Source organism: Shimia aestuarii, assembly GCF_900114635.1.
GTDB classification, from domain to species: domain Bacteria; phylum Pseudomonadota; class Alphaproteobacteria; order Rhodobacterales; family Rhodobacteraceae; genus Shimia; species Shimia aestuarii.
This window is the reverse complement of record NZ_FOTQ01000001.1, coordinates 1179090-1197687: the sequence shown is the minus strand read 5'-3', so window position 1 is coordinate 1197687 and position 18598 is coordinate 1179090. Positions and strand designations below refer to the sequence as shown.

Here is an 18598-nt window from a genome sequence, read left to right as displayed (position 1 = left end):
TTTTGGGAAAAAGAAAGAGGTGGCCCAGTGTCTGCCGAACTGAAGGCGCGGCTGATCGAGGAAGCGCGCGCGATCGGGTTTGACATGGCGCGGATTTGCCGTCCGAACGCGGTGGGTCACGTCGGCGCGGGGTTGGCCAGGTTTCTGGACAAGGGGTATCATGGGCAGATGGGGTGGCTGGCCGAGCGCACCCACTGGCGCAGCGATCCTTCGGTTTTGTGGACCGAGGCGCGCTCGGTCATTGTTCTGGCGGAGAGCTATACCCCCGAGCACGATCCGACGGAGGTGCACGGGATGCCGGATCGGGGGGCGATTTCGGTCTATGCCCAGAACAAGGATTACCACGACATCGTCAAGAAGCGGCTCAAGCGGCTGGCGCGATGGCTGATTTCCGAGGCCGGGGGTGAGGTGAAGGTGTTCGTGGACACGGCCCCGGTGCCGGAAAAACCGCTGGGACAGGCTGCGGGGCTGGGCTGGCAGGGCAAGCACACAAATCTCGTGAGCCGGGAACTTGGATCGTGGTTCTTCATAGGGTCGGTGTTCACCACGCTGGACCTTCCCGTTGATGCAGCCGAAGTGGATCATTGCGGGTCGTGCCGCGCCTGTCTTGATGCCTGCCCGACCGGGGCATTCCCTGCGCCGCACCAGATCGACGCGCGCCGCTGTATTTCTTACCTCACGATCGAGCATCACGGGCCGGTGGACGAAGCGTTGCGCCCGCTTTTGGGCAACCGCATCTACGGGTGCGACGATTGCCTTGCGGCCTGTCCGTGGAACAAGTTTGCGCAGGAAGCGCGCGAGATGCGCTATGCCGCGCGCGAAGATCTGGTGGCTCCGAAACTGGCCGAGCTTGCGACGATGGATGATGCGACTTTCCGGGCACACTTCTCCGGCTCTCCGATCAAGCGCATCAAGCGCGACCGGTTCGTGCGCAATGTGCTTTATGCGATTGGCAATTCCGGCGAGTGCGCGTTGATCCCCGTGGCCCAAAAACTGTGTGATGACGCGGATGCAACTGTGGCGGATGCGGCGCGATGGGCTGTGACACGATTACAAGACGTCGCAAACAGGCTGGATTAGCCCATGCTCTTGGCGTTACCTGCGCGGGCGTGAACAGGAAGGGAAGACCTGAATGGCCTTGTCATTGGGGGTGGATACGGGCGGCACCTATACGGATGCCGTGTTGATCCGGGATGAACGGGACGTGATTGCCACGGCCAAGGCGCTGACCACGCGGCATGATCTTGCCGAAGGGATCGGGGCAGCGGTGTCGGCTGTATTGCAACAATCCGGAGTGGACGTGGCAGAGGTGGCCTTGGCGTCTCTTTCGACGACGCTGGCGACGAATGCGCTTGTCGAGGGACAAGGTGGGCGCGTTGCGCTTGTCCTTATCGGCTTCCGGGAAAGTGACCTTGAAAAGCACGGGCTGGATGCGGCGCTGGCGGGGGATCCGGCGCTTGTGCTGGCCGGGGGGCATGATCATTCCGGCAATGAACGCGCTCCGCTGGACGAGGAGACGTTGCGGACATGGCTTGCGTCCGAAGCCGGAGCGGTTTCGGGGTTTGCCGTCGCCGGGCAGTTCGCGACACGAAACGCGGCGCATGAGCAGCGGGTCTGCGACATCATCCGCGAAGTGACCGGGCGCCCGGTGAGTGCATCACATCACCTCTCCTCCCGCCTGAACGGACCCAAGCGCGCCATGACCGCGGTGTTGAATGCGCGCCTGATCGGGATGATCGACCGTCTGATCGGACGTGCGCAGGCGCGGCTGACTGAACTGGGGATATCGGCCCCCTTGATGGTTGTGCGGGGGGATGGAGCGTTGATCTCGGCCATGTTTGCCCGGGAGCGGCCGATCGAAACCATCCTCAGCGGACCGGCCGCGTCGATTGTCGGCGCGCGCTGGTTGACTGGAGCGCAGGACGCGCTGGTCAGCGACATTGGCGGAACGACGACAGACGTGGCGGTGCTGCGCGATGGGCACCCGGCGATTGATCCCGATGGCGCCCGTGTAGGCCCCTATCGGACCATGGTCGAAGCCGTTGCCATGCGCACGTTCGGGCTCGGCGGTGACAGTGAAGTACATTTTCTGAGCGAAGGCCTGCAGGGAGGTGTCACCCTTGGGCCGCGCCGGGTGTTGCCGGTGTCCTTGTTGGCCAGCGAGGCACCGGAGGTGGTGCATGCCGCACTGGATGACCAGTTGCGCCGGGCTGTGCCGGGGGAACATGACGGGCGTTTCGTGCGCGCGGTCGAGGGTGTGGCGGCGGATGGGCTTGCCCCGCGCGAGGCGGCCTTGCTCGTAAGGATCGGCGGTACGGTGCACCCCGTCGGTGATGTGTTGCGGATGCGGATTGATGCCAAGGCGCTGCGGCGGCTAATCGAACGCGGGCTTGTTCAGGTGTCGGGTGTCACGCCCTCCGACGCGAGCCACGTGCTCGGGACGCAAGGTGCATGGGACGCGAGCGCGGCAGAAAAGGCCTTGCGCCTGATGGGGCGTCGTCGGACCGGGGCCGGCAGCATGCTGTCGCCTGACCCGTTGGACATGGCGCGACGTATCGTGGACCAACTGACACATCAGACGGGGCTGGCGCTGCTTGAAACGGCGTTTGCTGAAGACGGGAGAGATTTCGGTCTGCCGCCGGACCAGCTTGCGCGGCATGTTCTGATGCAGGCGGGCTTGGGCGGGCATCGGGGATTGGTGCGGCTGGATACCGGGCTGAGCGGGCCGGTGATCGGCCTGGGCGCTTCAGCCTCGGTTTATTACCCGGCGGTGGGAGACAGGCTGGGATGCCGTATGGATCTGCCACAGCACGCGGATGTTGCGAATGCCATAGGCGCCGTGGTCGGGCGTGTGACGATCCGCAGGTCGGGGACAGTGACGGCCCCGGCTGAGGGGCGCTATCGGGTGCATCTTGACACGGGGCCGGAAGATTTCAGCGATGCCGAGGCGGCGATGGCCCGGTTGCAAGACGTTCTTTCAGATGCCGCCAGGGAGGAGGCCCGGGCCGCCGGGGCCGAGGACATCCACCTCACAACCCAACGCGATATTCGCAAGGCCGAGGCCGAGGCGCGGGAGATCTTCATCGAGGCCATAGTGCATGTCGAAGCGTCCGGCCGCCCGCGTATCGTGCGCGACTGATCTTTCTTTTTCCAGAAATACCCTGGGGGAGTCGCCCCCAGGGGCGGCGGGGGCAAAGCCCCCTTCAGGCTCAGCTTTGCTGAGCCTCCCGCAGTGGCAAGACCCAGTCGGGCCGCGCAAAGTGGCAGGTGTAGCCGTTGGGGTGTTTTTCCAGGTAGTCCTGATGCTCTTCCTCGGCTTCCCAGAAATCACCCACCGGCTCGACCTCGGTCACAACCTTGCCGGGCCAGAGGCCCGAAGCGTCAACGTCGGCAATCGTGTCGAGCGCCACGGCTTTCTGGTCTTCGGTCACGTAGTAGATCGCCGAACGATAGGACATGCCAAGGTCATTGCCCTGCCGGTTGACCGTCGTGGGATCGTGGATCTGGAAGAAGAACTCCAGGAGCTTGCGGTAGCTGATCCGGGACGGGTCGAACACGATCTCGATCCCTTCGGCATGGGTGCCGTGATTGCGATAAGTGGCGTTGGGAACATCGCCGCCGGTATAGCCGACGCGGGTCGAGAGCACGCCATCCATCTTGCGGATCAAATCCTGCATACCCCAGAAACATCCCCCTGCGAGTACTGCGCGTTCGCTCATGTCACGTCCTCCACCTGATCCAGATAGGCGCCATAGCCTTCTGCCTCCATGTCGTCCTTGTGCACAAAACGCAAGGACGCCGAGTTGATACAGTAGCGCAGCCCCCCGCGATCCGCCGGGCCGTCGGGAAAGACGTGGCCAAGGTGGCTGTCGCCATGTTTGGAGCGCACCTCGGTACGGATCATGCCATGGGTGCTGTCATGGTGCTCGGTCACGTGTGCCGGTTCAATGGGTTTGGTGAAGCTGGGCCAGCCACAGCCCGACTCGTACTTGTCAGAACTGGCAAACAAAGGCTCGCCCGAAACCACATCCACATAGATGCCGGGGGCCTTGTTGTAGAGCAGCTTGCCCGAGCCGGGCCGTTCGGTGCCGCTTTCCTGCGTTACCCAGAACTGCTCGTCGGTGAGCGCGGCAATCGCGTCCGGGTCGCGTCGGTATTGGGTCATGACTGATCTTCCTGTCCAAATGCGTCTGTGCATTATTTGGAAGCTTCACGAAAAATACAAATGCAGGTTTCAGATCGTTGACGCAGAGTTGATCCGCACACCGATCTGCGGCGTAATCTTGGAAAGCCTTGAAAGGAGACCGCCATGAAACCTGTTCTTGCCGTTCTGCTCTCGCTTTGGGCCACCGTTTCCGTGGCGCTGGAGCTGGATGCGCCGTTTGACAATATCGACGGGGGGCAGCTTGCCCTGTCGCAATGGGCCGGGCAGCCGGTTCTGGTCGTAAACACCGCCTCCCGCTGTGGCTATACCGACCAGTATGCGGGGCTTCAGACGCTTTATGATACTTATCGCGCGCAGGGGCTGGTGGTGCTGGCCGTGCCGTCCGATGACTTTCGTCAGGAATTGTCGAGCAATGAAGCGGTCAAGGAATTCTGCGAGTTGCAATATGGTATAGACCTGCCCATGACCGGGATCACCTCGGTGAAGGGGGCGGACGCGCACCCCTTCTATCGCTCGCTGAAAGATGAGACAGGATTTCGCCCGCGCTGGAATTTCAACAAGGTATTGATCGGGCCGGACGGCACGGTGGTGGACACGTATGGATCCCGCACCAAGCCGATGTCGCGCGAGATCCGTGACGCGCTCGAAGCGCTCTTGCCCGACCGCGCCACAAGTTCCTAAGAGCGCATATTGGCCCCGTTCGCGTCATAGATCGGGGCGCCCAACACCTTGGCCGCGTAAGCTTCGCCAAGGATTTCCACCTGCAATTCAGTGCCGGGGGCTGCGTGGTCGATGCTGACATAGCCCATCGCCATGGATTTACCGGCGTGATGCGCGAAGCCGCCCGAGCTGACATAGCCGACAGCGGTCCCATCACCAAGAATGGCCTCGTCCCCTGACACGTCGATGCCATCAACATCGATGGTCATCGGCACCAGCTTGCGCGAGACACCAGCCTCGCGCAGCGCAAGCGTGGCGTCCTTGCCGACGAAATCCTTGTTCCAGTTGATGAACGCGTCCATGCCGCTTTCGATGGCGTTGAAATCCGGGCGATAGTCGAGCGTCCACACGCCCCAGCCCTTTTCCAGCCGCATCGACATTAACGCCCGCGCGCCATACCAGCGATAGCCCAGATCGGCCCCGGCCGCTTCGATGGCCTCGGAAAGGCGCAGCAGGTATTGCGGCTTGCAGTAGATTTCATAGCCCAGCTCGCCGGAAAAGCTGATCCGGTTCAGGATTACAGGCACACTGCCCACATAGGTCTGGCGCAGGTCGCGAAAGCGCAGGGCCTCGGCGCTGACGTCTTCACGGGTGATACAGGCCAGCAGCTCGCGTGATTTCGGACCCGACAGGGCAATGCCGTGCCAGTCATCGCTGACATTGGCATAGGTCACATCAGCGGGCAGGTCCTTTTCGAACCAGCGGCGATGGGCCTCCTGCATGACGCCCGAGCCAAAGAGGATAAAGTGATCCTCGGTCAGACATGCCACCGTCAGGTCGCCGTAAAGCTTGCCCTTGGGGGTCAACATCGGCGTCAGGGTCAGGCGGCCCGGCTTAGGGACATACCCCGCCAGAACCCGATCAAGATAGGCGCGCGCGCCCGGTCCTTTGAAGTCGTGCTTGGCAAAGTTGGCGATCTCGATGCCCCCCACCGCCTCGCGCACGGCTTTGACTTCGCGGGCGACATAGGCGTGGCTGCGGTTGCGCTCGAAACTCGGGTCTTCCCACGCATCTTCCGGGCCATCGGCAAACCAAAGTGCGTTCTCAAGACCAAAGCCCTGATCCATGCGCGCGCCCTTGGCAACAAGGCGGTCATAAAGCGCGGTGGTTTTCTGCAACCGACCCTTGGGCAGGGTTTCATTGGGAAAGGTCATCACGAAGCGGCGCTCGTAATTCTCGGTTGATTTCACCGTGCCCCAGTCGGGCGTGGCCCAATCACCGAAACGGGCAACATCCATGGCCCAGACGTCGATCGAGGGTTCCCCGTCGATCATCCATTCCGCCATGGTCAGACCCACGCCGCCGCCCTGACAGAAGCCCGCCATGACGCCAACGGCGCACCAGTAGTTCTTCATGCCCGGTACCGGGCCGATCATCGGGTTGCCATCGGGGCCAAAGGTGAAGGGGCCGTTAATCGCATCCTTGATCCCGGCTTCGGCCAGTGCCGGGATGCGGTCAAAGGCCAGCTCAAGCCGATCGGCAATGTGATCAAGATTAGGGGGCAACAACTCGTGCCCGAAATCCCATGGCGTGCCGTCAACCTTCCACGGCACACCTGTCGGTTCATAAGTGCCCAAGAGCATACCTTCGCGTTCCTGCCGAAAATAGATGTTGGCCTCGTAGTCAATCCCGCAGGGCAGGCGGCGCCCGGCATTGGCGATCTCGTCAATCCGTTCGGTGATCAGATAGTGATGTTCCATTGGCTGAACGGGCAGGTGCAGCCCCTGCATATGCCCCACTTCCCGCGCCCAGAGACCGCCGCAATTCACGATATGCTCGGCATTGATCACGCCCTTTGGGGTGGTCACATCCCAGCTGCCATCGGCGCGCTGGGTGGTGGCGGTGACAGGGGTGTGGGTGAAGTACTGGGCCCCGTGCACCCGCGCGGCCTTGGCAAAGGCATAGGTGGCGCCCGAGGGATCAAGATCGCCATCCTGATCATCCCAAAGCGCGGCATAATAGTGTTTCGGGTCTATGAGTGGGTGGCGTTCTGCCACTTCGGCCGGAGAGATGAATTCCTGTTGCAGCCCCATGTAGCGCGCCTTGGAGCGTTCGCGTTTGAGGTAGTCATACCACGTTTTGTTCGAGGCGAGGTAAAAGCCGCCGGTCATGTGCAGGCCGACCGAATGTCCCGAGGTCTCCTCGATCTCCTTGTAAAGGTCGATGGTATAGCCCTGCAGACGCGAGATATTGGGATCGGAGCTGATCGTATGGATTTGACCTGCGGCGTGCCAGCTTGACCCGCTGGTGAGTTCGTCCCGCTCAAGGAGCACCACGTCCTTCCAGCCGAACTTGGCCAGGTGGAAGAGGATCGAACAGCCCACAACGCCGCCGCCGATCACCACGACTTTGGCATGGCTGGGCAGCTTCTTGCCCGTTGTTGCTTCTTCCCTGTGCACCTCAGGCATGATCCGCCCCCCTCTTCATTTTGCCAAAAATACTCCCGGCGGAGCCTTGAACTCTCTCAATACCACGCATCGGGCATTTCCTGTTTTCGCCGCGCGACAAAGGCCGCGAGTTCTTCGCGCTTGGCCGGATCCATCTGCGGCGGCTCATAGTTTTGCAGCATCTTTTTCCAGCGGGCATGCGCGCGTTGGCGCATGTCCTGGGCGCCGCCTTCCTCCCAGCTTTCGACATTCTCGGAATCGCTGAGGTCCGGTGTGTAGAACGCGGTCTGGTAGTTGCGCATCGTATGGCCCGTGCCCAGAAAATGCCCGCCAGGTTCGACTTCGCCATAGGCGTCGCGGGCTAAAGCCTCATCGCCGACATCCAACCCGTGGCCCAGTTTCTGGTAGCCGCCCAGCCGGTCGGCATCCATGATCAGCTTTTCAAAGCCGGTGCACAGCCCACCTTCGAGCCAACCGGCGGAATGCAGGACGAAATTTGCCCCGGCCAGCATGGTGGAATGCATCGAATCGGCGCTTTCATAGGCGGCCTGCGCGTCTTCGATCTTGGAGGCGGTCAGCGAGCCACCACAGCGCAGAGGCAACCCGGCGCGCCGTGCCAGTTGCCCGATGACATAGTTCGACAATACCGGTTCGGGCATGCCGAATGTCGGCGCGCCGGATTTGAGCGACATCGACGAGAGGAAATTGCCAAGCACAAAGGGCGCGCCCGGGCGGACCAGTTGCGAATAGGCGCAGCACATCAGCGCTTCGGCCATGGCCTGCGCAATACTTGCGGCGGTCGAGACCGGCCCCATGGCGCCGGACAGGATGAAGGGGGCCACGACGATGCCCTGACCGCGCGCGCAATAGGTGCGGATGGCCTGTGTCACCACCTTGTCGACCAGAAGCGGGGAGTTGGTATTGACGTTGCCCATGATCACGCAGTTCTTGTCCATCACTTCAGCCCCGAACAGGATTTCGGCCATGTCGACACTATCCTGTGCGCGGCTCATTTCGGTGATGGCCCCGAGATGCGGCTTGTCCGAGCAGGTCATGTGCAGGAATAGCATGTCCAGATGCCGCTTGTTCACAGGCACGTCGCAAGGTTCGCAGGTGACAAAACCGCCGTGGTGCAGGTGCGGGTGCAGATAGGTCAGCTTGACCAATTGCTCGAACGCCTGCATGTCGCCATATCGGCGGCCTCCCTCGAGATCGCGAACAAAAGGCGCCCCGTAAATGGGGGCGAAGACCTGGTTTTGCCCGCCGATTACAACCGAACGCTGCGGGTTGCGTGCCAGTTGAGTAAACTGAGAGGGCGCGGTTGCGCAAAGCGCGCGAACTTCGTCCGCCGCCATGCGCACCCTGTCCCCGTCAAGCGTGGCGCCTGCGGCCTGCCAGAGCTGAAGGGCCTCGGGGTCGTCGCGGAACGCGATGCCGACATCCTGCATCAGCCAGTCAACCTGGGTTTCCAACCGGGACAGCTGCTCTTCGTCGAGCAGGTCGAAATAGGACAGCCCTCGTTGAAGATAGGGCGAGGGCGGCGCTCCGGACGGAGCGCTGCGGGGGCGTGAATTGCGGGAGCGGCGCGCCATCGTGTGACTCCGAAAGGTAACAGTTTTAGAAATGCTAGGGCGGCGGAACCTCTCTGTGATCCTTGAATTGTGCATGGTTTTGGATAAGCCTGAGTTATGCAGGAACTCTGGAAACTGGTGACGTCGCCGCGCCACCTGATCTTTTTTGAAGCCGCCGCACGGCACGGATCATTCACCCGCGCTGCCGGAGAGCTGAACGTGCAGCAACCCGCCGTCAGCGCTGCGATCCGGCAAATGGAGGCGTCTTTGGGGGTGCAGCTTTTTCAAAGGGCGCATCGGCAGGTGACGTTGACCCCGGCGGGCGAGCGGTTGTTTGCGGATGTATCACAGGCGCTGGAAAGGGTGCTGACTTCGGCGCGGGCGGTCCACCAGAGGGGCCAGAAGGACCATGTCACGCTCTCTGTTTCGACGGCCTTTGCCTATTACTGGATGGTGCCGCGTTTGCAGGTTCTGCATGGCGTACATCCGGATATTGACCTGCGCTTGCAGACCAGTGACCGGGAGCCGGACATTGATGCCGAGGGGATTAGCCTTGGGGTTCGGCGAGGCTATGGGCAGTGGACCGATTGTCATGCTGAGCTTATCGCGCGCGAGGTGATTTTTCCGATTGCCAGCCCGGTGGTCATGTCACAGGCCAAGGGGCTTTGGCAGGTGTCCGACTTGTTTCAGGAGCGGTTAATCCATCTTGAGGAACCGGTGCGGGAGCGCCCCAACTGGGGGGATTGGTTTGCGCATCATGGCGTGCGTGACAGGGCTCCGAAGGCCGGGCTGCGGCTGAATGATTATGCGCTGGTGTTACAGGCGGCGATGGCCGGGGAGGGGTTTGCCTTTGGCTGGCAGCATGTCACCAAGGGGCTGATTTCCCAAGGGCTTTTGCAAGGGCGCACCGATTGGGGATGGGAGACCGGGGCGGGGTTTTACCTTGTCTGGTCGCGGCGCACGCCCCTCATCCCGCAGGCAGAACGGGTGCGCGATTGGGTCTTGGCGCAGGCCCGCGAGGGGGGATAGGGGGCGCGGCGCCCGTCGCTGTGAAGCCAGGGCTCCGCCCGTTCACGCCTGAAACGGTCCACCGGACCGTTTCCGAGACGGCGCTCACCCCCCGGGGTATTTTCGGAAAAAGAAAGACCTAGGCGGTGGCTGCGCCGAGGGCGGCGTCCATCAGCTGCTTGATTTGCCCTTTGGACGTGCCAGCCACGATACGGCCCAGTTCCTGATCGCCCTTGAGGACAACGAGGGTGGAGCGGCGCGGGATTTTCATCGATTTCACGATGTCGGATTTGCCGTAGTCGTCCCAGTCGACATTGATGAATGTGATGTTGGCTTCGTAGTCGGGGTTTTCGGCTTTGAGCGCGTTGATCACGCGTTCCTGTGCGGCGCAGGTCGAGCACCAGCTGGCCTTGAAGTCGAGAAACACGGTATCGCCCTTGGCGAGGTGCTTTTTGACGAGGCCGGGCGTGTAGTCGAGTGGGGCGGCATGAGCGGCCATGGGCAGGGCCGTTGCGGCTGCGGAAAGGATCAGGAAGTCGCGGCGGTTCATTGGGGGGCTCCTTTGAAAGTCAGAGGGATACGGAAAGGTCGATCAGCCAGGCGGGCAGGGCGTTGACCATCCAGGCTTCGATCGCGTGGTGCAGGTTGAAGAAAAGCGCCAGTCCGGTGGCGAGGAAGATGACGCCCATGGCCGGGCGGGCCTTGGTGGCGAGGCTGCGCATGAGTGCCTGGCGGGACTGCAAAGCCGAGCGGGCGCCGTAGCCGAGGCCGAGGATCAGGGTGGAAACGCCAAGGGCAAAGAACACCATGATCATGGCGGCGCGTCCGAGGCTTTCGCCCTGGCTGGCCAGAGAGATGGCGCCGCCGAGGGTGGGTCCGACGCAGGGGCTCCAGACCGCGCCAAGCAGCAGGCCGCCGAGGAACTGGCCGCGCAAGGACGTTTGGTCAAGTACGTCCATGTTGCTGCCGGCGCGGGCGGCGACACCGGCGGTGGCGGTGGAAAAGGCCATTGAAAACCGCGGGATAAGGAGAATCGCTCCGAAGATCATCATCAGCACAGCCCCGGCTTGGGCGATGGTGTCGGGGGTGAGGCCGATGGCGTAGCCAAAGGTGGTGACGGCCATGCCGAGCAGGACAAAAGACAGGCTCATCCCGGCGGCGAGGGCCAGCGGGCCATAGCGGCTGGCCTGCAGGGCGCCGGCGAGCACGATGGGCAGGACCGGGACCACGCAGGGGTTGATCAGGGTCAGCAAGCCCGCGCCGTATGCAAAGAGAAGTTCCATGGCATGTTTGTGCCAAGGGTCGATTGTAATGTCAGCCCGCCGATAGCTGACGAAAGATCACTTGGGCGTGTTGGATTGTTTCGAAAGCTGCACGGCAAGGATGCCCGCCGCGATGATGGCGACGCCGATGATGTCCATCAGGCCAAGCGTTTCACCGAGCACGATCGCGGCCACGACCACCCCGAAAAACGGGTTGAGGAAGTGGAAGGTCGCCGCCTTAATCGGACCGATGCGGGCGACCAGCGCGAACCAGATGAACGTGGCCAGAAGACCGGGACCAAGCAGCGTGTAGGTAAAGGCCGTGCCCATGCGCCAGTTCCAGTTGAACTCCCATGTTTCGAACAGGATCGAGACGATGAAAAGCACGACCGCGCCGACGAACATCTGCAGGCCGACGATCATCATCAAGTTCCCCCCAGACGAGGCGCCGCGTACAGACAGGGTGGCAATCGCAAGGGCGATTGCCCCGATGATGCAGAGCATAAGGCCAAAGAGATCAACGCCTTGACCCATTCGGCTGCCCATGATCAGCACCACGCCGCCAAAGCCGAGCACGAGGCCCAGGGCGGCCAAAGGCGAGAGTTTTTCACGCAAGGCCGCCCAGCCGAGAAAGGCCACGATGAGGGGCATGGTGGAGGCGATGATCGAGGCAAGGGAGGCTTCGATCGTGGTCATCGCCACGAAATTCAGGCCAAGATAGAGCGCATTCTGGCAGAGTCCGAAGATCAGCGTGGCGCGCCACTGGTCGCGGGTCAGGTTCCAGTTTTGGCCCATGGCGCGGGCAATGGCGACGCCGAGCACACCCGCAATCGCGAAGCGGATCGAGGAGATGGCGAGGGGCGGCGCGTCTGCGACGATGATGCGCGCCGAGGTGAAAGCCGAGGACCAAAGGAAGGCGAAGCACAGCCCCATGGCGATTGCGCGGAAGTCCATTTTTGGTCGCCTCACATGTTAACCAATTGCCGCGATGTAACAACATCGCGCGGTGGGCCGCAACGCCCTGCGTGCGGTCGAGGAGGCGAATCGGGGTTAACGGGTTGGGTTCGTGGGAAAAACGCCCTTCGGTATTGCGTCGGTACCACGTCGGTATTGCGTCGGTAGCGGAACTGTTGATGTGGGTGGTTAAGTCTGCGCCCGTTGCGCGCGGCGTGCGGCCCGACGTGCTTTGCGACGGCGGCGCAGGAAGCCTTCTCCGGAGGGAGGGGCGCTGCGATGCAGCGGAAAAAACCGGTCGACGATGACATAGGCCAGAAGCACGAAGGCCAGCGCAAGGCCGATTTGCCAGAGGCGGTCGATCATCTTCACGTCGGCATCGCCGCTGAAGGGCGAAATGGCGCCACCAAAGATAATGATCATGGTGGAGAGTGCGCTGCCTGCAAGGGCGGAATCCGCGCGATCAGACACCAGCCAGCGCGCCAAAGTGACGGCGCCAAGTGTCATGACCAGCATCGCCACCACCATGAGGGGAGCGATCACGGTGACATTGTAGGCAATCACGGCAGCAATCCCGCCGACAACGTTCGCCATGAGCATTCCCTTGGCGACGGTGGGGCCTGCTCCACGGGCGGCGGCCAGTTGCATTGACAGGATGGCCACGAAAAACAGGGTGATCAACATGCCGCTGCCCGACAAGAAAAACAGCACGGCGAAAGGGATCGTGACCAGCGACATGCGCAGGACAAGGCGGCCCGGGTCGAGCCGGGTGCCGCCGGGAGCCTCGGCGGCGGGCGCGGGCATGGCGCCGGGCGGGATCAGCCAGAACATGAAGACTGTCCAAAGCCACGCGATACAGAGATTGATCGGAAGCCAGATCACGAGAAGCCATGTGAGTTCCTGGGAAACGATCACCAGGTTGGGTACCATCAGGGATGCGATCAGCGCCAGCACGACCGACATTTTGCCTGCGCCGGTGGCACCCCAGCGGAAGCTGATCGACACCGCCATGGCCACGGCCAGCAGAAACGGCACAGGGTAGGGCGACAGCACCGACGCGATCAGCCAGGACGCCACGAGCAAGACGACCGCCAGTTGAAACAGGCTACGGAAGGCCCGGGCTGGTATGGCAACGGGAGCTTGCAGGAACAGGGTCACGAAGACGGCTGAAAACGTGGCCAGCGGCCAGCCGATCAGAAGGGCCAGCGAGAATGCGGCACTTGCGCCAAGGGCGAGGCGCAGCCCGCGCCTGTTTGCTGCCGGGGACAGCCCGGGGCGCTCTGGCACCGCGTCTGGCAGGTCCGGCATTGGGCCGGTGGTTGCCTGATGGGTTTGTTCAGTAGGCATAGGAGAACCACGAGACGACCCGGATATAGGCGCGTCCTATGGTGTTGAGCAAGGTGTTGTCCCCCGTGTAGACGATCACGTCGGCCTGTCCATTGAGCGAGAAGCGGACGTCGTCGGTTTCGACGGCGGTCATGTAGTCCGGCAGAACGATGCGCACCGGGAATCTCTGAGGTGAGCGCAGCCAGCCCGAGGCGCGCGGGATCGCGGCGGGTTGGCCGGGTTTGCTTGTCGTGCCGTCGGAGGCAGCGGCGGAATAGCTTGAAACCCGGCCTTCGATGATGCGGCCCGGATGGCGGTCAAGAACTACGTCCACCCGGTCGCCAATCTTGATGTTGCCCAGATTGTTTTCGGTCATGTAGGCCTCGACCCAGACATTGGAGGCATCGAGGAAGGTGAGCAGATCCTGCCCGGCGCGTGCATAGCTGCCGGCGGCAAGATCGAGATCGGAGAGCGCACCGCGTGCCGGGGCGGTGAGGGTCGTCCAGCTCAGCTTGAGTTCCGCATCGGCCAGTTCCGCCAGCGCCTTTTGAATGCGCGGGTTGTCCTGTCCGGTGCTGCCCAGTGAGGTGCGGATGCTTTCGAGATCGGCGGTCGCGCGTTCGACCTCTGCCTCTGCTTCGGACAAGCGGCGGCGGGCTTCGTCGCCCTTGGCAATGGCCACAAGCCCCTTGGCTTCGAGGTCGAAAACGCGGGAGGCCTGAAGTTTCTCGGTTTCCAGATCGGCCTTGGCGCGCGACAGTTTGGCCTGTGCGCTTTCCACGTCGGCAGAGCCTGCGCCTACATCTTGCATGGCGCGGGCGAGGTCGGCGCGGGCTTCGTCGACGCGGATTTCATAGCTGCGCTGGTCGATCACGGCGAGCACTTCTCCGGCCTCGACGATCTGGCCGTTGCGGGCGCGGATCTCGACCACGGTGCCCGAGACCTGCGGCGTGATCGGCGTGAGAACCGCCTTGACGCGGGCATTCGAGGTGAAAGGCGTGATCCGGTCGGCCGCGAGATACCAGACGAGGATCACGAGCAGCAGGGACAGCGTGGTCCAGAAGGCGTTCTTCATGGCGTTTCTCCGGTTGCTTCGGCGGCTTCGGTTTCGTCCGTGACGAGGGGCTGGCCGTCATTCATCCACAGCATGACCAGTTCGTAGAAGACAGACAGGATGACCGGGCCGATAAAGATGCCGACGATGCCGCCGGAAAGCACGCCGCCGATGACGCCGACAAGGATCACAAGGATCGGCGTGTCGAGGCCGCGTGCGATGAAGATCGGGCGCAGGAAGTTGTCCATGATCATCACCGGGATCATGATCGCGGTGAAGAGGAAGGCCATACCCGGCGACATGGCCGACCAGGCCCAGATGATTGCGGGAATGATCACCGGGCCGGGTCCGACCTGAACGATGCCGAGCACAAGGCAGATCATCGCCAGCATGCCGGCCGTCTGGATGCCGAAGAGGAACATGACGACGCCTGCGAGAAACGCCTGGATCGCCGCAACGCCGAGAACGCCGCGCGACACGTTGCGCACTGTGGCGGTGGCCAGCCTGACGAATTCTCCACCCTTGGGAGCGAAGATGCGGTTGCCGAAGTTGTGCAGCATACCGCCGAGTTTTGGCCCCGCGGGCAGCATCATACCCATGACCACCACCGACAACGCCATGGCGAGAAGCCCGAGGCCGATGCCCGCGAGCATGCCGCCGATGCTTTTTCCAAGATTGACAATCACCGAGCCGTATTTGTCGACCGCCTGCGCTAGGTTGTTGTCAAACAGGGCCCAGGTCTCCTTGATCTTCGGGCCGAGGATTTCCCAGCTGTCGATCCGTTCAGGCAGGGGCGGGAGCCTGAGGTCACCAGAGGCGGCGCGATGGGCCCAGTCGTTGGTGAATTGCGCCAGCCCCGCGACCGAGGCCCAGAGCGGGCCGATTGTGAGCGCGAGGCCGAGGAGCACGATGATCGTCGCGGCCCAGCCGCCGCGTCCTCCGAGAAGGCGGGCGAGCCAGTCGTAGACCGGGTAGACTGCGACCGCCAGAATGGTGGCCCAGATCACGATACCGGCCAGCGGCGCCACGATGACAAATGCCGCGTAGATGAAGAGGCATAAGAAGACCAGCCGGATGCCGAGGTCCACGATGCGGCGATCATCTGATTGGTTCATGTCGTACCCTTCCCAAATCCCGTTTTTTCCGCGTAAGTTGGAAAAAATATCCAACTGCAATTGTCGCAGTCTGGCACAGAGATTCCATATTGAGGACAGGAAATTGGAAAACATGCAGAAAAATGCGGGCCCCCTTGTCTGGATGGATCATCATCGCTGGACAATCCTGTTGGGGTTGCTGGTTGTTCTGGTCGCGATTGGCGGTCTTGAAGGGCATTTCAATGGCCTGGAACGCGTGTCGCAGATCGGCATGAGCTTTCTGTTCCTCGGGGTTGTGGGAGCGATCGAACGGAACACCTGGCTGCGGGCGGTGATGATGTTGCCCGTGGCCGTGTGGATCGCGCTGATGCTGGCCAACAACCTGTGGCCGGGCGACGGGATCGACGTACTGCTGACCGGTGTCGCGGCAGTGTTGTGGGCGGGAAGCATGTTGATCGGATTCCGGCAGCTGTTTGTGTCGGCCCATTCGGAATACGAGCGGCTGGCCAGTGGCGTGTTCAGCTATCTCCTGATGGCGGTGATCTGGGGGATGATCTATTGGCGGATCGAAGCTGTTGCGCCCGGGTCGTTCAACCTGCCCGACGGGGTGAGCGGGGCGCAGCAAGGGCCGTTTCTCTACTTCAGCATGATCACCATGACCACGGTCGGTTACGGCGAGATCACCCCGGCGGCGGAGTTGCCGCGCATGTTGACCGGGCTTCAGGCCATTGTCGGAACCATGTTCGTAGCGATCTTCATCGGGCGCAGTGTCGGGCGGTTGACGTGAGCAGAGCCTCGGGCCGGATCATGGGGCAGATCACCTGGGTCTATGCGGAAGACCTTGGGCAGACGATTCCGTTTTACCGCGATGTTCTGGGGCTGAGGATTGACCGGGACTCCGGGGCGGCCATGATTTTCGAAACTGCACCGGGCGCGTTTGTCGGTGTATGCGAGGCGTTCGACGACCGTGTTGTCGAGCCAAAGGGGGGCATGATCACGCTGTTGGTCGAGGATGTGGCGACCGTGGACGCTTGGTATCAGCGAATGGTCGATGCCGGAGCCATACCCATGCGCGCGCCCGAGAAGATGGAGCGTTTTGGTATCTACAGCTTTTTCTGCCGGGACCCGAACGGCTATGTGATCGAGATGCAGACCTTTCTTTGAATGGAAGGGCGACTTTGCAAGACGACTGCTCCTGCACCATACGAGCGCGTATGTGATTGGCGCCATGCAATCCCGTTTTCTTGTATGCCTTCAAAATAATTTCACAGTTTTGATCTAGCTCAAATCCAACATCCCGCGTGCATCAATAAGGTGGGTGCTTACCGCTGGAAGTTGAACATGGAGTCGGGCCAGGGATGGCGAAGGTATGCGCGGATAGCATTTGCAAGATAGAGTTGCTGCGTGCCCTGTCACCAGAGGTGCGCGACTGCCTGTTGAGCCGTGCACGCACTCGTGACGTGAAACGCGGGGAAACGCTGAGCTGGCAAGGCGACAGGGCTGAAACGCTCAAGATCGTCACGCGCGGCTGGGTCAAACTGTTCCGGGTCAGCGAAGAGGGGCATGAGGCTGTCGTTAATACACTGGGGCACGGCCAGAGTTTTGACGAGGTGCCTGCGCTGCTTGGCGGGGAAAGCGCCGTTTCCGCAGAGGCGATCACCGATGCCACGGTTCTGATGCTGAACCTGTCCGACATCTGTTCCTGTACAAACGCGCGGGCGGAACTGTCCCAAGCGGTGTTGTCAGCGGCCCAGATCCACATGAACAGCATGACCAACCAGATCGAGGGGCTCAAGATCAAGACCGCGACACAACGTCTGGGCGAATTCCTGTTGCAACAATCCGGTGAGCATGACGGGCTTCGCAGCTTTGTTCTGCCATTTGGCAAGGTCGTGCTTGCGGGCATGTTGGGCATGAAGCCGGAGAGCCTGTCGCGGGCGTTTTCCCGGCTGAAAGACGTGGGTGTTTGCAGCGCAGGCGGCAGGGTCGAGATCAACGACCCGGCGACCTTGCGGGATTGGATGCTGCAGCAGTCGATACGCTAGATCGCTGGGACGGGCGCAGGCGCTGTCGCGCGGGTCAAGGCGTGTCAGGCTCCGTCGTCGGCATGGGCCGAGGACATCTCGCGGAAGCGTTCGAACATCATCACGTATTCTGCCGGGATGTCGCGGAAGGACAAGATACCGACCAGCGTGCCGTTTTCCATCACAGGCAGGTGACGAAAGGCATCGCCCAACTTGGCCGCCAGCGCATCGGAAATGGCATCGTCAATATCGACGGTCACGGGATCCGGAGTCATGACCTGATCCGCCGTTGCGGTGTCCGAGGCAAGCCCCTGCGCGACGCCGCGAAACACGATGTCGCGTTCGGTCAGGATTCCCCTGAGTGTCCCGCCCGCCGTCACTGCAACCGCGCCCACACGCTGTTGCGCCATCTTGAGGGCGACTTCACGCAGGGGGGTGTCGGGGGAAACCGTGTGAATCGGGCGGTTGGCCAGAAGGGCGCGAAGGGTTGTCGTACTCATTTTGTCCTCGGGTGACGGGGCGCGCGTTCGCGGGGAGTATGGGCTGCGGAGGTCGAGGGGACAAGCAGCTGGCGCGCCGTGGGGGCGCGACAAAAAGAAAGGGCCGCCCGAGGGCGACCCTTTCGATAACATACCAAGCGAAAGCTTAGCCGTTCACGCTGTCTTTCAGCGCCTTGGCGATGGTCATTTTCACCACCTTGTCGGCTTCTTTCTTGATCTGCTCACCGGTCGCAGGGTTGCGTACCATGCGCTCGGGGCGTTCACGGCAATAGATCTTGCCAACGCCCGGCAGGGTCACGGCACCACCGGCGGACACTTCGCGGGTGATCAGGGCGCAAACGGCTTCGAGTGCGGCACCTGCGGATTTCTTGTCAGAGCCCATTTCCTCGGCCAGCGCGGCAACGAGTTGGGTCTTGGTCATCGGTTTCGCCATTTCAGGTCTCCATTAGTCTGCCCGAGTAGTTGGGCCTCGTGTGGCGCATTTAACGGGATATGGTAGGGCAACACAATCAGTAGTGTGCCCAAAAACCATC

The 18598-nt window shown here is 62.1% G+C and carries 19 protein-coding genes; 7 read left to right on the top strand and 12 right to left on the bottom strand.

What is annotated here, in order from left to right:
- Positions 1-27: 27 nt before the first annotated feature.
- Entirely contained in the window at positions 28-1080 is a 1053-nt protein-coding gene (queG, locus tag BMZ35_RS06025; protein WP_093091819.1) for a tRNA epoxyqueuosine(34) reductase QueG, read from the top strand.
- Between the two features lie 52 nt (positions 1081-1132).
- A complete protein-coding gene (locus BMZ35_RS06020) occupies positions 1133-3139 on the top strand; it encodes a hydantoinase/oxoprolinase N-terminal domain-containing protein (RefSeq protein WP_093091817.1) in 2007 nt (668 codons plus the stop codon).
- A 70-nt stretch (positions 3140-3209) separates the two neighbouring features.
- Here the strand turns inward: BMZ35_RS06020 and msrA are convergent, their stop codons facing one another.
- Positions 3210-3719 (bottom strand): peptide-methionine (S)-S-oxide reductase MsrA, encoded by a 510-nt coding sequence (gene msrA, locus BMZ35_RS06015; RefSeq protein ID WP_093091815.1) that lies wholly within the window; start codon positions 3717-3719, stop codon positions 3210-3212.
- Positions 3716-4165 carry a peptide-methionine (R)-S-oxide reductase MsrB gene (msrB, locus tag BMZ35_RS06010; protein WP_093091813.1) on the bottom strand — a complete coding sequence of 150 codons (450 nt, stop codon included), beginning with the start codon at positions 4163-4165 and terminating at the stop codon, positions 3716-3718. The genes msrA and msrB overlap by 4 nt, the downstream gene beginning before the upstream one ends.
- 144 nt (positions 4166-4309) lie before the next feature.
- Here msrB and BMZ35_RS06005 point away from each other — a divergent pair, with 144 nt between their 5' ends.
- Complete coding sequence (locus tag BMZ35_RS06005; RefSeq protein WP_093091811.1) at positions 4310-4846, top strand: glutathione peroxidase; 537 nt, start codon at positions 4310-4312, stop codon at positions 4844-4846.
- Here BMZ35_RS06005 and BMZ35_RS06000 read toward each other — a convergent pair.
- Positions 4843-7293, bottom strand: a complete 2451-nt coding sequence (locus tag BMZ35_RS06000; protein ID WP_207502908.1) for a GcvT family protein — start codon at positions 7291-7293, stop codon at positions 4843-4845. The genes BMZ35_RS06005 and BMZ35_RS06000 overlap by 4 nt on opposite strands.
- Before the next feature lie 56 nt (positions 7294-7349).
- Positions 7350-8864: a trimethylamine methyltransferase family protein gene (locus tag BMZ35_RS05995; protein WP_093091809.1), complete on the bottom strand. Its 1515-nt coding sequence runs from the start codon at positions 8862-8864 to the stop codon at positions 7350-7352.
- Between the two features lie 96 nt (positions 8865-8960).
- Here BMZ35_RS05995 and BMZ35_RS05990 point away from each other — a divergent pair, with 96 nt between their 5' ends.
- A complete protein-coding gene (locus BMZ35_RS05990; RefSeq protein ID WP_093091807.1) occupies positions 8961-9872 on the top strand; it encodes a LysR substrate-binding domain-containing protein in 912 nt (303 codons plus the stop codon).
- Positions 9873-9990: 118 nt separating this feature from the next.
- Here BMZ35_RS05990 and BMZ35_RS05985 read toward each other — a convergent pair whose 3' ends face one another.
- The 6 genes from BMZ35_RS05985 to BMZ35_RS05960 all read right to left on the bottom strand — a co-directional run bounded on the left by BMZ35_RS05985 (position 9991) and on the right by BMZ35_RS05960 (position 15562).
- Positions 9991-10401, bottom strand: coding sequence for a thioredoxin family protein (locus BMZ35_RS05985; RefSeq protein WP_093091805.1), 411 nt, complete (start codon positions 10399-10401; stop codon positions 9991-9993).
- A 19-nt stretch (positions 10402-10420) separates the two neighbouring features.
- The gene (locus tag BMZ35_RS05980) at positions 10421-11134 is read right to left on the bottom strand and encodes a cytochrome c biogenesis CcdA family protein (RefSeq protein ID WP_093091803.1); all 714 of its coding nucleotides are present in this window, start codon (positions 11132-11134) and stop codon (positions 10421-10423) included.
- A 57-nt stretch (positions 11135-11191) separates the two neighbouring features.
- Entirely contained in the window at positions 11192-12067 is an 876-nt protein-coding gene (locus tag BMZ35_RS05975; RefSeq protein WP_093091801.1) for a DMT family transporter, read from the bottom strand.
- 189 nt (positions 12068-12256) lie between these two features.
- Complete coding sequence (locus tag BMZ35_RS05970) at positions 12257-13375, bottom strand: DUF2955 domain-containing protein (protein ID WP_165610012.1); 1119 nt, start codon at positions 13373-13375, stop codon at positions 12257-12259.
- 28 nt (positions 13376-13403) lie between these two features.
- Positions 13404-14468, bottom strand: a complete 1065-nt coding sequence (locus tag BMZ35_RS05965) for an HlyD family secretion protein (RefSeq protein WP_093091797.1) — start codon at positions 14466-14468, stop codon at positions 13404-13406.
- On the bottom strand, positions 14465-15562 hold the full coding sequence (locus BMZ35_RS05960; protein WP_093091795.1) for an AI-2E family transporter: 1098 nt from the start codon (positions 15560-15562) through the stop codon (positions 14465-14467). Before BMZ35_RS05960 ends, BMZ35_RS05965 begins: the two co-directional genes overlap by 4 nt.
- 112 nt (positions 15563-15674) lie before the next feature.
- On the opposite strand from BMZ35_RS05960, the gene BMZ35_RS05955 reads away from it, so the two are divergent.
- The 3 genes from BMZ35_RS05955 (at position 15675) to BMZ35_RS05945 (ending at position 17586) form a co-directional block, all read left to right on the top strand.
- Positions 15675-16328: a potassium channel family protein gene (locus tag BMZ35_RS05955; RefSeq protein WP_165610011.1), complete on the top strand. Its 654-nt coding sequence runs from the start codon at positions 15675-15677 to the stop codon at positions 16326-16328.
- The gene (locus BMZ35_RS05950) at positions 16325-16705 is read left to right on the top strand and encodes a VOC family protein (RefSeq protein ID WP_131814334.1); all 381 of its coding nucleotides are present in this window, start codon (positions 16325-16327) and stop codon (positions 16703-16705) included. The genes BMZ35_RS05955 and BMZ35_RS05950 overlap by 4 nt, the downstream gene beginning before the upstream one ends.
- A gap of 194 nt (positions 16706-16899) precedes the next feature.
- Positions 16900-17586: a Crp/Fnr family transcriptional regulator gene (locus tag BMZ35_RS05945; protein ID WP_093091791.1), complete on the top strand. Its 687-nt coding sequence runs from the start codon at positions 16900-16902 to the stop codon at positions 17584-17586.
- Between the two features lie 44 nt (positions 17587-17630).
- Here BMZ35_RS05945 and BMZ35_RS05940 read toward each other — a convergent pair whose 3' ends face one another.
- Together BMZ35_RS05940 and BMZ35_RS05935 are read right to left on the bottom strand one after the other, a co-directional pair.
- A complete protein-coding gene (locus BMZ35_RS05940; protein ID WP_165610010.1) occupies positions 17631-18065 on the bottom strand; it encodes a CBS domain-containing protein in 435 nt (144 codons plus the stop codon).
- A 145-nt stretch (positions 18066-18210) separates the two neighbouring features.
- Positions 18211-18498 carry an HU family DNA-binding protein gene (locus tag BMZ35_RS05935; RefSeq protein ID WP_058238617.1) on the bottom strand — a complete coding sequence of 96 codons (288 nt, stop codon included), beginning with the start codon at positions 18496-18498 and terminating at the stop codon, positions 18211-18213.
- Positions 18499-18598: the final 100 nt, after the last annotated feature.